The organism is Ideonella sp. A 288, assembly GCF_002198735.1.
Taxonomy (GTDB): domain Bacteria; phylum Pseudomonadota; class Gammaproteobacteria; order Burkholderiales; family Burkholderiaceae_C; genus Pseudaquabacterium.
Genome location: NZ_MWLO01000105.1, coordinates 25,204 through 38,326 on the forward strand (window position 1 = coordinate 25,204; position 13,123 = coordinate 38,326).

A 13,123-nucleotide genomic window follows, 5' to 3' on the forward strand; every position below is an offset into this window, starting at 1 on the left:
CTGCGAACGCAGTGAGCTTGGGGTCGATTCATGTCAGCTGACCCCGGCGAGTGCCGTTTCGATGGCCAGCGACGCGGACAGCACGGCGTCGTCGCTCATCGCCGGGCCCCAGACCATCAGGCCAACGGGCAGGCCACCATCGATCGGGCAGGGCAGCGAGAGCGCGCAGCCGTCCAGCATGTTCACCGCCGACGGGTTGCGCAACAGCAGCCCATTGGTGGCGAAGAAGCGCTCGTCGCTGGCCAGCAGCGGGGCGATCGCCGGCGCCACCATGGGCAGCGTGGGCGACAGCAGGGCGTCGAAGCCCTCGACCGCGCGCTCGATGCGGGCGATCCAGTCGGCGCGGGCACGGTGCAGGTCGAGGTAGTCGGCGGCGGACATGGCCGCGCCACGGCGGATGCGCAGCGCCACGCGCGGGTCGTACAGCGCCTCGCGCTCGCCGAGGCGCCGGCGATGCCAGGCCCAGCTTTCCGGCGCGGCGAAGCCGCCTTGCGCCATCAGCGAGGACAACTCGGCGAGTGGGGGCAGGTCGATGTCGACAACGTGGGCACCGGCCCGGGCGATGGCGTCGATCGCGCGGTCGATGGCGCCCGCCACCGCCGGTTCCAGGCCATCGAGCATCAACGTGCGCGGCATGGCAAACCGAAACGCGGCCAGCGGCTTGGGCGACAGCCTGGGTGCGCGTCCGGACAACACGCCATGCAGCAGCACCGCGTCGCCGACGCTGCGCGTGATCGCGCAGGCCGTGTCCAGCGTGGTGGACAGCGGGATCGAGCCGTCCAGGGGCGTCAGCCGCTGGGTGTTCTTGAAGCCGACCAGGCCCTGCAGCGCGGCCGGGATGCGGATCGAACCGCCCGTGTCCGACCCCAGCGCGGCGAAGGCCACGCCCAGCGCCACCGACACGGCGCCGCCGGAGGTGGAGCCGCCAGGGATCAGCGCCTCGCCGGGGGGCGACGCCGGGTTCACAGGCGTGCCATGGTGCGGGTTGATGCCGACACCGGAAAAGGCGAATTCGCTCAGGTTGGAGTGGCCCAGCAGCACCGCGCCGGCCTGCCGCAGGCGGGCCACCACCGGGCAGTCGGCCGCGGCGGGCGCGGCGTCGTCCATGGCGCGCGAGGCGCCGGTGGTGGGATGGCCCGCGACATCGAACAGGTCCTTCACCGTCACCGGCATGCCGGCCAGGGGCGGCATCGGCACGCCGGCAGACCTCGCCAGGTCGATGGCCGACGCGGTGGCATGGGACTGCCGGTCGAAGCGGCGGACGAAGACGTGGGTGGCGGCCGGGCCGTCGGCCCGGGACAGGGCGAGGCGGGTGGCATCGGCGGCGGTGACGGCGCCTGATGCTAGAATCTTTGGGTTTATCTGGATGTCCATGCGTTCAAAGCTGTTCACTGCGCGGGACGACAGATCAACCACTCGCGAACCGGCCATCAAGAGGTGTCGTCGGGGGGCTTGCAGCCTCCACGCGATTCGCGCCGGATTCTAGATCCAACCTTCGGAGCAACTCCATGTCAGTCACCATGCGTGAAATGCTGGAAGCGGGCGTCCATTTCGGACACCAGACCCGCTTCTGGAACCCCAAGATGGCCCCCTTCATCTACGGCCATCGCAACAAGATCCACATCATCAACCTCGAGAAGACGCTGCCCAAGTTCGAGGAGGCGATGAAGTTCGTGCGCAACCTCGCATCCAAGCGCGGCACGATCCTGATGGTGGGCACCAAGCGCCAGGCGCGCGACGTCATCGCGATGGAAGCGGCACGCTCCGGCCAGCCCTTCGTCGACCAGCGCTGGCTCGGCGGCATGCTGACCAACTTCAAGACCGTCAAGGGGTCGCTGAAGAAGCTCAAGGACATGCAGGCCACCAAGGAAGCCGGCATGGACACGCTGTCCAAGAAGGAAGCGCTGATGTTCGAGCGCGAGCTGACCAAGCTCGAGAAGGACATCGGCGGCATCCAGGACCTGAGCGCGCTGCCGGACGCCATGTTCGTCATCGACGTCGGCTACCACAAGATCGCGGTCGCCGAAGCCAAGAAGCTGGGCATCCCGGTGATCGGCATCGTCGACACCAACCACTCGCCCGAGGGGATCGACTACATCATCCCGGGCAACGACGACTCGGCCAAGGCGGTGGCGCTGTATGCGCGTGCCGTGGCCGACGCGGTGCTCGAAGGCAAGTCGAACGCCGTCAACGAGGTGGTGCAGGCTGCTGCAGGCACCGATGAATTCGTGGAAGTCAGCGAAGGCGCCTGACGCCTGGCCGACCCCTGGAACGAGGGGCTGATTCAGCCCCTTTTTCGCAAACGTCCGGAGATTTTTGAGATGGCAGCAATCACTGCAAGCATGGTCGGCGAACTTCGCGCCAAGACCGATGCCCCGATGATGGAATGCAAGAAGGCCCTGACCGAGGCCGACGGCGACATGGCGCGCGCCGAAGAGATCCTTCGCGTCAAGCTGGGCAACAAGGCCGGCAAGGCCGCGTCGCGCGTGACGGCCGAAGGCGTGATCGCCATCGCCAGCAACGGCAGCACCGGCGCGATCGTCGAGGTCAACTGCGAGACCGACTTCGTCTCCAAGAACGAGTCCTTCCTCGCCTTCACCAAGGCCTGCGCCGACCTGGTGGCCAGCAGCAACCCGGCCGACGTGGCCGCGCTGTCGGCCCTGCCCCTGGCGCAGGACGGCTTCGGCCCCACGGTCGAGGACGTGCGCAAGGGCCTGATCGGCAAGATCGGCGAGAACATGTCGATCCGCCGCTTCAAGCGTTTCGCCGGTAACGCCAAGCTGGCCACCTACCTGCACGGCACCGGCATCGGCGTGGTCGTCGAGTTCGACGGCAGCGACGTGGCCGCCAAGGACGTGGCCATGCAGATCGCCGCGTCCACCAAGGGCACGCGCGTCCTGGCCATCGACGTCAAGGGCGTGCCGGCCGACCTGATCGAGAACGAGCGCAAGATCGCCGCCGAGAAGGCCGCCGAGAGCGGCAAGCCGGCCGAGATCGTGACCAAGATGGTCGAAGGCGCGGTGCAGAAGTACCTCAAGGAAGTCAGCCTTCTCAACCAGGTCTTCGTCAAGGCCGCCGATGGCAAGCAGACCGTCGAGCAGATGCTCAAGGCCGCCAGTACCGCGGTGACGGGCTTCACGCTCTACGTGGTCGGCGAAGGCATCGAGAAGAAGGTCGACGACTTCGCGGCCGAAGTGGCCGCGCAGGTGGCGGCTGCCAAGGGCCAGTGACACGGAGCGGGCTCACGCCCGCTTCATCACGGGCGCCTCGGCGTCCCTCGAGCCCACTTAAACTCGTCACCTTGCCCACCCTCCCGAGGAGCCCCACTGCATGCCGGCCTACAAGCGCATTCTTCTGAAGCTCTCCGGTGAAGCCTTGATGGGCGACGATGCCTATGGCATCAACCGGGCCACGATCGTGCGCATGGTGCGCGAAGTGCAGGAGGTCACGGCGCTGGGTTGCGAGGTGGCCGTGGTCATCGGCGGGGGCAACATCTTCCGTGGCGTGGCCGGCGGCTCGGTCGGGATGGACCGGGCCACGGCCGACTACATGGGCATGCTGGCCACCGTGATGAACTCGCTGGCGCTGGCCGACACCATGCGGCAGGAAGGCATGACCGCCCGCGTGATGTCGGCCATCAGCATCGAGCAGGTGGTCGAGCCCTACGTGCGGCCCAAGGCCTTGCAGTACCTGGAAGAAGGCAAGGTGGTGGTCTTCGCGGCCGGCACCGGCAACCCGTTTTTCACCACCGACACGGCCGCCGCGCTGCGTGGCGCCGAGATCGGTGCAGAGGTGGTGCTGAAAGCCACCAAGGTCGACGGTGTCTACACCGCCGACCCCAAGAAGGATCCGACGGCCACGCGCTATTCCACCGTGAGCTTCGACGAAGCCATCGCCCGCAACCTGCAGGTGATGGACGCGACCGCCTTTGCGCTGTGTCGCGACCAGAAACTGCCGATCAAGGTGTTCTCGATCGTCAAGCCGGGCGCCCTCAAGCGCGTGGTGCTCGGTGAGGACGAAGGCACGCTCGTCCATGTCTGAGGAACTGATGCCATCATGACCATTGCCGACATCAAGAAAACCGCCGAAACCAAGATGGCCAAGTCCGTCGAGGCCTTCAAGGGCGAGTTGCAGAAGATCCGCACCGGCCGGGCCCATCCGGGCCTGCTCGATCAGGTGCACGTGGACTATTACGGCTCCATGGTGCCGATCAGCCAGGTTGCCAATGTGACCCTGCTCGACGCGCGCACCATCAGCGTCCAGCCCTGGGAAAAGGGCATGGCCCAGAAGATCGAGAAGGCCATCCGCGAAAGCGACCTCGGTCTCAATCCGGCGTCGCAGGGTGATCTCTTGCGCGTGCCCATGCCTGCGCTGACCGAAGAGCGCCGCCGCGATCTGACCAAGGTGGTGCGCCACGCCGGCGAGGAATGCAAGATCGCCGTGCGCAATCTGCGTCGCGACGCCATCGAGCACCTGAAGAAGTTGCTCAAGGACAAGCTGGTCGCCGAGGACGAGGAGCGCCGCGCGCAAGACGACGTGCAGAAGCTCACCGACCGCACCGTTGCCGAGGTCGACAAACTCGTGCACGCCAAGGAAGCCGAGATCCTGGCGGTTTGAGCCCCTGCGGCTCGAACGGCACTGGTCGACTTCCCTCGATGCAATCGCCCGACACCGTGCCACGCCATGTCGCCATCGTGATGGACGGCAACGGGCGTTGGGCTAAGAAGCGCTACCTGCCCCGGTTCTTCGGCCACAAGGCCGGCGTCGACACGCTGGTGCGCGTGATCGACAGTTGCCGCAGCCGTGGCATCCGCTACCTCACGGTGTACGCGTTCTCGTCCGAGAACTGGCGGCGTCCCGAGGACGAGGTGTCCGGCCTGATGGGCCTGGTGATCGTCGCGGTCACCAAGTACCTGGCGAAGTTGGCCGGTGACGGGGTGCGCATCGTCATCATCGGTGACCGCGAGTCGGTGTCCGATCGCCTGCGCAAGGCCTGGGACGAGGCCGAGGCGCTGACCCGCGACAACACGGGCCTCACGCTGTCGGTGGCCTTCAACTACGGTGGACGCTGGGACATCGTCCAGGCCTGCCGGCGCGCTGTGGCCGCGGGCCTGCGCGAAGACCAGATCGACGAGCAGTCGCTGAGCCGCTTCATGGCCACCGCCCACGCACCCGATCCCGACCTGCTGATCCGCACCGGCGGCGAAATGCGCATCAGCAATTTCCTGCTTTGGCAGATGGCCTACACCGAGATGGTGTTCTCCGACTGCCTGTGGCCCGACTTCGGCGAGGCCGAACTCGATCAGGCCCTGGCCTCGTTCGCCGGCCGCGAGCGCCGCTTCGGCGACGTCGGCGCGATGGCCGCGCGCTGACAGGCATCGACATGCTCCTGCCGCGAATCCTCACCGCGCTGGCACTGCTGGCGGTGCTATTGCCGGCCCTGGCGGCCGACAGCCCGTTGCCGTTCCAATGGCTGACGCTCGTGCTGATCGGCGCGGCCGGATGGGAATGGGCCCGTCTGAACCACCCGACGGGTGGGGCGGTTGCGGTGGCCGTCGGCATCGGCCTGGCGCTCGGTTGCTGGGCGGTGTTGGGCCTTCTGACGAACCCTGCCTCGCTCGCGCCGCTGTGGTGGCTGGCGACGCTGGCCTGGGTGGTCGGTGCCGGCGCGGCCTTGCGCGGCGGACCGTCGCGCTGGCCGACGCTGCCGTGGGGCGTCCGCTGGGTGCTGGGCGTGCTGCTGCTGGGCACCGCGTGGCTGGCCATGGTGGGCGCGCATGCCAAGGGCGTGAACTTCCTGCTGTCGGCGATGTGCGTGGTCTGGATGGCCGACATCGCCGCCTACTTCGGTGGCCGCGCCTTCGGCAAGCGCAAGCTGGCCCCGACCATCAGCCCCGGCAAGAGCTGGGCCGGGGTCTACAGCGGCGCCATCGGGGTGGGGCTGCTGGCGGTGGCCTGGCTGATCGCGGATGTGCGCCTGGGCGCGGCCAACCCCAGCCTGTTCACCGTGCTGTGGCACCGCCTGGGTCCGGTGGGTTTCGCGCTGTCGCTGGTCGGCTTGACGGCATTGAGCGTGGTCGGCGATCTGTTCGAGTCGCTGGTCAAGCGCGCCGCCGGCGCCAAGGACTCGAGCCGCCTGCTGCCCGGGCATGGTGGCGTGCTCGACCGCGTCGATGCGTTGCTGCCGGTGCTGCCCGCTGCGATGGCGCTGGCCAGCCTGTGATCCGGGGCCACTCCATGACCCACCGGCAACGCATCTGCATCCTCGGCGCCACCGGCTCGGTCGGGCTGAGCACGCTCGACGTGATCGCCCGCCACCCCGAGCGCTACGAGGTGCTGGCGCTCACCGCCCACCAGCGGGTCGACGCGCTGGTCGAGCTTTGCACTCGCTGGCGGCCGCGCTATGCCGTGCTGGGCACGGCGGCGGATGCGGCGCGGGCGCGCGACCTGCTGCAGGCCGCCGGCGTGACCACGACCGTGCTGCACGGCGACGACGCGCTGGTGCAGATGGCCTCGCACCCGGAGGTCGACGCCGTGATGGCCGCCATCGTCGGCGCCGCGGGCCTGGCCCCGTGCATGGCCGCGGCGCAGGCCGGCAAGCGCCTGATGCTGGCCAACAAGGAGGCGCTCGTCGTCGGTGGGCGCCTGTTCATGGACGCGGTCAAGTGCGGTGGGGCCACGCTGCTGCCGATCGACAGCGAACACTCCGCCATCTTCCAGTGCCTGCCGGACGACCCCGCCGCCTGGGCGGCGCGCATCGATCACATCGTGCTCACCGCCTCGGGCGGGCCGTTCCGCACCCGCGACCCGGCCACCCTCACCGAGGTCACCCCGGAACAGGCCTGCGCGCACCCCAACTGGGTGATGGGCCGCAAGATCTCGGTCGACTCGGCGACGATGATGAACAAGGCCCTCGAGGTCATCGAGGCCCGCTGGCTGTTCGACCTCGAGCCCTCGCGCATCCGCGTTGTGCTGCACCCGCAGAGCATCATCCACTCGATGGTGGTGTGCCGCGACGCGTCGGTGCTGGCGCAACTGGGCACGCCCGACATGCGCGTGCCCATTGCCGTGGGCCTGGCCCATCCGCAGCGCATCGAATCCGGTGCCGAGCGTCTGGATTTCCTGGCGCTCGGGGCGCTGACCTTCGAGGCCCCGGACGACGCGCGTTTCCCGGGCCTGGGCCTGGCCTACGCGGCGCTCCGGGGCCCGGACGGCGCCACCGCCGTGCTCAATGCCGCCAATGAGGTGGCCGTGGCCGCCTTCCTCGACCGCCGCATCCGCTTCACCGACATCCACCGCGTCAACGCCCGCACCATCGACTCGGTGCGGCCCGAGGCTGGCGATGCCTCGTCGGTCGGGGCGCTGCTGGCGCTCGACGGGCGAGCCCGCCGTGCCGCCGAATCCGTCGTGCAGGAGGTCCTCCGATGATCACCACCGTGCTGGCCTTCCTTCTCACGCTGGGCGTGCTCATCGTCGTGCACGAGTACGGCCACTACCGCGTCGCGGTGGCCTGCGGCGTGAAGGTGCTGCGCTTCTCGGTCGGCTTCGGCCGGGTGCTGTGGCGCCGGCAGGCGTCGCCCGATCACACCGAGTTCGTGCTCTGCGCCCTGCCGCTGGGTGGCTATGTGCGCATGCTCGACGAGCGCGAGGGTGACGTGCCTGCGGGCCAGGTCGAGCAGGCTTTCAACCGCCAGTCGCTGTGGAAGCGCACGGCCATCGTGTCGGCCGGCCCGATTGCCAACCTACTGTTGGCCGTGCTGCTGTATGCGGCGGCGCATGGCATCGGCATGGACGAACCCAAGGCGCTGCTCGGCGCGCCGGCGCAGGGCAGCGTGGCCGAATCGGCTGGCATGCGCAGCGGTGATTGGGTGCAGGCCTGGCAGGACCCGCAGGGCGAATGGCACGACGTGCAGTCGATCAGCGACGTGCGCTGGCAACTCACCCAGCACGCCATGAACGGGCAGACGCTGGTGCTGGCGGTCACCGACGCCAAGGGCCATGGCCGGCGCGAGCTTCGCCTGGCGCTCGACGCCATCGACAGTCGCCAGGTCGACGCGACGCTGGTGCGGCGCATCGGCCTGGGCGCACCCTACAGCGAGCCCGTGATCGGCGAAGTGAAGGCCGCCGGACCGGCCGAGTTGGCGGGCCTGCGCAGCGGCGACCGCGTGCTGCTCGTCGATGGCCAACCGGTCACCGACGCCCAGGCCTTGCGCGAACGCATCCGCGCCGCCGGGGCGGCCACGCCCATCGCGCCGATGGCTTGGCAGGTGGAACGCGCCGGCCGCAGGATCGACATCGCGATCACCCCGCGCCTGGCGCGCGACGGTGAGCGCCAGGTCGGGCGCATCGATGCCTTCGTCGGCCAGCCGCCGGCCATGGTCAATGTGCGCCTCGGCCCGATCGATGCGTTGGCCAAGGGCATCGAACGCACCTGGGAGGTGTCGGCGCTGACGGTGCGCATGCTCGGCCGCATGCTCATCGGCGAAGCCTCGGTGCGCAACCTGAGCGGCCCGCTGACCATCGCAGACTACGCCGGCCAGTCGGTCAACCAGGGCCTGGTGTACTACCTGGGTTTCCTGGCCCTGGTGAGCGTCAGCCTGGGCGTGCTGAACCTGCTTCCGCTGCCGATGCTCGACGGTGGGCACCTGATGTATTATCTTTTCGAGGGCCTGACCGGCCGCCCGGTTTCGGACCTGTGGCTCGCGCGCCTCCAGCGCGGCGGCATCGCAGTGCTCCTCGCGATGATGTCCGTGGCCCTCTTCAACGACGTGGCTCGCTTGCTGGGCCTGCACTGACCCATCGATGACCTCCCTCTTTCCGACGACCTTGTTCCGTCCTGCGGCCGCCGTCGTGGCCATTGCCGCGGCACTGGCGCCGATGGTGTCACTGGCCGCCGAGCCCTTCGTGCTGCAGGACATCCGTGTCGAAGGCCTGCAGCGCACGGACCCCGGCACGGTGTTCGCCGCGCTGCCGTTCCGCGTCGGTGAAACCTACACCGACGACAAGGCCGCGGCCGCGCTGCGTGCCTTGTTCGCCACCGGCCTGTTCAAGGACGTGCGCATCGAGATCGACGGCAAGGTGGCCATCGTCATCGTCGAGGAGCGGCCGGTCATCCAGTCGGTCAACTTCGTCGGCCTGAAAGAGTTCGACAAGGACGTGCTGATCAAGTCCTTGCGCGACGCCGGCATCGGCGAGGGCCTGCCCTTCGACAAGGCCCTGGTCGATCGCGCAGAGCAGGAAATCAAACGCCAATACCTGTCGCGCAGCCTGTACGGCGCCGAGGTGGTGACCACCATCACCCCCACCGACCGCAACCGGGTGAACGTCAGCTTCACGATGACCGAGGGCGATGCCGCCAAGATCAAGGAGATCCGCATCGTCGGCACCAAGGCCTTCGGCGAATCGACGCTGAAGGACCTGATGGACCTCACCGCGGGCGGCTGGCTCACCTGGTACACCAAGAACGACCGCTATTCGCGCGCCAAGCTCAATGCCGACCTGGACACCATCCGGGCCTATTACCTGAACCGCGGCTACCTCGAGTTCGCCATCACCTCCACCCAGGTGACGATCTCGCCCGACAAGCAGGACATCTCGATCACCATCACCGTGCAGGAGGGCCAGCCCTACACCGTGACGGCGGTGCGGCTGCAGGGCGAGTATTTCGGCCGCGAGGATCAGTTCCGCAGCCTGGTCACCGTCCGTCCTGGCGAGGCCTATCAGGCCTCGGGCGTGGCCGCCACCGTGAAGGCCTTCACCGACCTGTTCGCCACCTATGGACACGCCTTCGCCCGCGTCGAACCCCGCACCGAGGTCGACCGCGCCACCGGCCAGGTGGCCCTGACGCTGGTGGCCGATCCGCAGCGCCGCGTCTACGTGCGCCGCATCGACGTGGCCGGCAACACCCGCACGCGCGACGAAGTCGTGCGCCGCGAGTTCCGCCAGCTCGAGTCGTCGTGGTACGACGGCGAGCGCATCAAGCTCTCGCGCGACCGTGTCGACCGGCTGGGCTACTTCAAGGAAGTGGCCGTCGAGACCAACGAGGTGGCCAATTCGCCCGACCAGGTCGACCTGGTGGTCAACGTCACCGAAAAGCCCACCGGCAATCTGCAGGTCGGCATGAGCTTTTCCAGCGCCGACCGCCTGGCCTTCTCGGCCTCGGTGCGGCAGGACAACGTGTTCGGCTCGGGCAACTACCTGGGCCTCGAACTCAACACCAGCAAGAACGCCCGCAGTCTGGTGTTCAGCACCATGGACCCGTACTTCACGGTCGATGGCATCTCGCGCAGCATCGACCTGTTCTATCGCACCTCGCGGCCCTACAACAGCCTGGGCGACCAGTACCAGATCTCCAACCCCGGCGGCTCGGTCCGCTTCGGCGTGCCGTTCACCGAGTACGACACCGTCTTCTTCGGCATCGGCCTCGAGCAGACCAACATCGGCGCCACGGCCGGCATCCCGAACCAGTATTTCGACTACCGCTTCCGCTACGGGCCGCGCAGCACGTCGCTGCCGCTGACCATCGGCTGGGCACGCGATCAGCGCGACAGTGCCCTCACGCCCACCGCCGGCCGCTACCAGCGCGTCAACCTCGAATGGAGCGCCGGCGGCGACGTGCGCTACCTGCGGTCCAACCTGCAGTACCAGCAGTTCTTCCCGATCGGCAGCAAGCTCACGCTGGGCTTGAACGCCGAACTGGGCTATGGCAAGGGCCTCGGCGGCCGACCGTATCCGGTGTTCAAGAACTTCTACGGTGGCGGCCTGGGCTCGGTGCGCGTCTTCGAGCAGGGGTCGCTGGGGGTCATCGACCCCACTGGCGCCTACATCGGCGGGGCGAGCAAGTTCAACCTCAACAGCGAGTTGTATTTCCCGGTGCCGGGCACCGGCAACGACAAGTCGCTGCGCATCTTTGCGTTTGCCGACATGGGCAATGTCTGGCGCGAAGGCGAGCGCCTGGACGCCAAGAGCCTGCGCGCCTCGGCCGGCTTCGGCCTGTCCTGGATCTCTCCGGTGGGCCCGCTCAAGCTGAGCTGGGGTACGCCGTTGCGCAGCCAGCCCACGGATAGAATCCAACGCTTCCAATTCCAGATCGGGACCGCGTTCTGATGAAGACCACCTTGTTCAAGTCCGTCGTCCTCGTGGCCTGCTCCCTGGCCGCTGTTGGCGCGTCGGTGGCGCAGGAGTTGAAGATCGGCTACGTCAACAGCGAACGTGTGCTGCGCGAGGCCACGCCTGCCAAGGCCGCCCTGGCGCGGATGGAGTCCGACTTCACCAAGCGCGACAAGGACCTCAACGACCAGGCGGGCCGCCTGAAGGCCGCTGCCGACAAGCTGGAGAAGGACGCCCCGACGCTGTCCGAGGCCGAGCGCAACCGCCGCCAGCGCGACCTGGTCGAGCAGGACCGCGACCTGCAACGCAAGCGCCGTGAGTTCCAGGAAGACCTCAACCAGCGCCGCAACGAAGAAACCGCCGGGCTCGTCGAGCGGGCCAACAAGGTCATCAAGCAGATCTTCGACGCCGAGAAGTACGACCTGATCCTGCAGGACGTCGTGTTCGCCGGCCCGCGCGTCGACATCACCGAGAAGGTGATCAAGGCGTTGAACGCGGCCCCTGCCGCGCGCTGAAGGCCCGTGGCCGTGCCCGCCGAGGTGCGGCTGGCCGACATCGTCGCCGCGCTCGGCGGCACGCTGAGCGGCGATCCCCGGCTGGTCATCGATCGCCTGGCGCCGCTGGAGTCGGCCGATGCCGCCAGCCTGAGCTTCCTGTCCAACCCGCGCTACGCCGCCCAGCTGGGGTCCACGGCGGCGGCGTGCGTGATCGTCTCGCCCGCGATGCGCGAGGCGGCCGTGGCTCGCGGCGCGGCGATCGTCGCCGACGACCCTTACCTCTATTTCGCGCGACTCACCCAGTGGTGGGCGGCTCGGCGGCGCGCGGTCGCCACGCCCGGCATCCACCCCAGCGCGGTGGTCGAAGCCGGGGCACTTGTCGATGCGTCGGCCTCGGTGGGCGCACTGTCCTACGTGGCCAGCGGCGCCATCATCGGCTCAGGGGCTGTGATCGGCAGCCACGCACACATCGGCCCCGGGGCCCAGGTGGGCGAGTGCACGCGCCTGGCCCCCAGGGTGACGCTGGGCGATGCCTGCCGCATCGGCGCGCGTGGCATCGTGCATGGCGGCGTGGTGATCGGCGCCGACGGCTTCGGCTTCGCGCCCACGCAGGGCCGCTGGGAGAAGATCGAGCAACTCGGGGCGGTGCGCATCGGCGACGACGTCGAGATCGGCGCCAACACCTGCATCGACCGTGGTGCCCTAGACGACACGGTGATCGAGGACGGCGTCAAGCTCGACAACCTGATCCAGGTGGGCCACAACGTGCGCATCGGGGCGCACAGCGCCATGGCCGGATGCGTGGGCATCGCCGGCAGCGCGGTCATCGGACGCCATTGCACCGCGGGCGGCGGCGCCATCATCCTCGGCCACCTGCAACTGGTCGACCATGTGCACATCACGGCGGCCACGGTGGTCACCCGGTCGATCCTCAAGCCGGGCCAGTACAGCGGCCTGTTTCCCTTCGACGACAATGCGTCGTGGGAGAAGAATGCCGCCACGCTGAAACAGCTGCACACCCTGCGCGACCGGCTGCGCGCCCTCGAGAAGAAATCATGACCGCACCCGTGCTCGACATCCACAAGATCCTCAAGAAGCTGCCGCACCGGTACCCGATCCTGCTGGTCGACCGGGTGATCGCGCTCGAAAAGGACAAGTCCATCAAGGCGCTGAAGAACGTCACGATCAACGAGCCGTTCTTCACCGGCCATTTTCCGAATCGGCCGGTGATGCCGGGCGTGCTGATGCTCGAAGCGCTGGCGCAGGCCGCCGCGCTGTTGTCGTTCGAGTCGATGGGCGGCGAACTCGACGACGACATGGTGGTGTACTTCGTCGGCATCGACGGCGCGCGCTTCAAGCGTGTGGTCGAGCCCGGCGACCAACTCATCCTCGAAGCCTCCATCGATCGCGTCAAGGGCGGCATCTACAAGTACAAGGCGCGCGCCAGCGTCGACGGCGAGACCGCCGTCGAGGCCGAGCTGATGTGCACGATGCGCCGCGTGACCTGACGGAGCGGG

At 68.3% G+C, this 13,123-nt stretch carries 13 protein-coding genes; 12 read left to right on the forward strand and 1 reads right to left on the reverse strand.

The features are described from left to right. Positions 1-33 precede the first annotated feature (33 nt). Positions 34-1,374, reverse strand: a complete 1,341-nt coding sequence (locus tag EOINJALH_RS10270) for an amidase (protein WP_088280261.1) — start codon at positions 1,372-1,374, stop codon at positions 34-36. A gap of 134 nt (positions 1,375-1,508) precedes the next feature. Between EOINJALH_RS10270 and rpsB the strand changes: the two genes are divergently transcribed. From rpsB to fabZ, 12 genes are all read left to right on the forward strand, one after another. After that, the gene (rpsB, locus tag EOINJALH_RS10275) at positions 1,509-2,252 is read left to right on the forward strand and encodes a 30S ribosomal protein S2 (RefSeq protein WP_088280262.1); all 744 of its coding nucleotides are present in this window, start codon (positions 1,509-1,511) and stop codon (positions 2,250-2,252) included. 69 nt (positions 2,253-2,321) lie between these two features. After that, complete coding sequence (tsf, locus tag EOINJALH_RS10280) at positions 2,322-3,230, forward strand: translation elongation factor Ts (protein WP_088280263.1); 909 nt, start codon at positions 2,322-2,324, stop codon at positions 3,228-3,230. 100 nt (positions 3,231-3,330) lie between these two features. Beyond that, a complete protein-coding gene (gene pyrH / locus EOINJALH_RS10285) occupies positions 3,331-4,041 on the forward strand; it encodes a UMP kinase (protein ID WP_088280264.1) in 711 nt (236 codons plus the stop codon). Between the two features lie 15 nt (positions 4,042-4,056). Further along, positions 4,057-4,617: a ribosome recycling factor gene (gene frr, locus EOINJALH_RS10290; RefSeq protein WP_088280265.1), complete on the forward strand. Its 561-nt coding sequence runs from the start codon at positions 4,057-4,059 to the stop codon at positions 4,615-4,617. Positions 4,618-4,655: 38 nt separating this feature from the next. Next, positions 4,656-5,372 carry a polyprenyl diphosphate synthase gene (gene uppS, locus EOINJALH_RS10295; protein WP_088280266.1) on the forward strand — a complete coding sequence of 239 codons (717 nt, stop codon included), beginning with the start codon at positions 4,656-4,658 and terminating at the stop codon, positions 5,370-5,372. A gap of 11 nt (positions 5,373-5,383) precedes the next feature. Next, positions 5,384-6,223, forward strand: a complete 840-nt coding sequence (locus EOINJALH_RS10300) for a phosphatidate cytidylyltransferase (protein WP_088280267.1) — start codon at positions 5,384-5,386, stop codon at positions 6,221-6,223. A gap of 14 nt (positions 6,224-6,237) precedes the next feature. Next, entirely contained in the window at positions 6,238-7,428 is a 1,191-nt protein-coding gene (gene ispC / locus EOINJALH_RS10305) for a 1-deoxy-D-xylulose-5-phosphate reductoisomerase (RefSeq protein ID WP_088280268.1), read from the forward strand. Continuing rightward, positions 7,425-8,795: an RIP metalloprotease RseP gene (gene rseP, locus EOINJALH_RS10310; RefSeq protein ID WP_088280269.1), complete on the forward strand. Its 1,371-nt coding sequence runs from the start codon at positions 7,425-7,427 to the stop codon at positions 8,793-8,795. The genes ispC and rseP overlap by 4 nt, the downstream gene beginning before the upstream one ends. A 7-nt stretch (positions 8,796-8,802) precedes the next feature. Then, positions 8,803-11,106 (forward strand): outer membrane protein assembly factor BamA, encoded by a 2,304-nt coding sequence (bamA, locus tag EOINJALH_RS10315; protein ID WP_088280270.1) that lies wholly within the window; start codon positions 8,803-8,805, stop codon positions 11,104-11,106. Then, positions 11,106-11,624 (forward strand): OmpH family outer membrane protein, encoded by a 519-nt coding sequence (locus EOINJALH_RS10320; RefSeq protein WP_088280271.1) that lies wholly within the window; start codon positions 11,106-11,108, stop codon positions 11,622-11,624. Before bamA ends, EOINJALH_RS10320 begins: the two co-directional genes overlap by 1 nt. A gap of 12 nt (positions 11,625-11,636) precedes the next feature. Then, positions 11,637-12,665, forward strand: a complete 1,029-nt coding sequence (gene lpxD / locus EOINJALH_RS10325; protein ID WP_088280290.1) for a UDP-3-O-(3-hydroxymyristoyl)glucosamine N-acyltransferase — start codon at positions 11,637-11,639, stop codon at positions 12,663-12,665. Between the two features lie 8 nt (positions 12,666-12,673). Further along, positions 12,674-13,114, forward strand: a complete 441-nt coding sequence (gene fabZ / locus EOINJALH_RS10330) for a 3-hydroxyacyl-ACP dehydratase FabZ (RefSeq protein ID WP_088280291.1) — start codon at positions 12,674-12,676, stop codon at positions 13,112-13,114. The last annotated feature ends 9 nt before the right edge of the window (positions 13,115-13,123 follow it).

What these genes read in the sequence shown, in the direction of transcription:
- EOINJALH_RS10270 (WP_088280261.1), bottom strand. Translation starts at nt 1,374, where the DNA reads ATGGACATCCAGATAAACCCAAAGATTCTAGCATCAGGCGCCGTCACC.
- rseP (WP_088280269.1), top strand. Translation starts at nt 7,425, where the DNA reads ATGATCACCACCGTGCTGGCCTTCCTTCTCACGCTGGGCGTGCTCATC.
- rpsB (WP_088280262.1), top strand. Translation starts at nt 1,509, where the DNA reads ATGTCAGTCACCATGCGTGAAATGCTGGAAGCGGGCGTCCATTTCGGA.
- tsf (WP_088280263.1), top strand. Translation starts at nt 2,322, where the DNA reads ATGGCAGCAATCACTGCAAGCATGGTCGGCGAACTTCGCGCCAAGACC.
- EOINJALH_RS10320 (WP_088280271.1), top strand. Translation starts at nt 11,106, where the DNA reads ATGAAGACCACCTTGTTCAAGTCCGTCGTCCTCGTGGCCTGCTCCCTG.
- frr (WP_088280265.1), top strand. Translation starts at nt 4,057, where the DNA reads ATGACCATTGCCGACATCAAGAAAACCGCCGAAACCAAGATGGCCAAG.
- EOINJALH_RS10300 (WP_088280267.1), top strand. Translation starts at nt 5,384, where the DNA reads ATGCTCCTGCCGCGAATCCTCACCGCGCTGGCACTGCTGGCGGTGCTA.
- bamA (WP_088280270.1), top strand. Translation starts at nt 8,803, where the DNA reads ATGACCTCCCTCTTTCCGACGACCTTGTTCCGTCCTGCGGCCGCCGTC.
- ispC (WP_088280268.1), top strand. Translation starts at nt 6,238, where the DNA reads ATGACCCACCGGCAACGCATCTGCATCCTCGGCGCCACCGGCTCGGTC.
- pyrH (WP_088280264.1), top strand. Translation starts at nt 3,331, where the DNA reads ATGCCGGCCTACAAGCGCATTCTTCTGAAGCTCTCCGGTGAAGCCTTG.
- uppS (WP_088280266.1), top strand. Translation starts at nt 4,656, where the DNA reads ATGCAATCGCCCGACACCGTGCCACGCCATGTCGCCATCGTGATGGAC.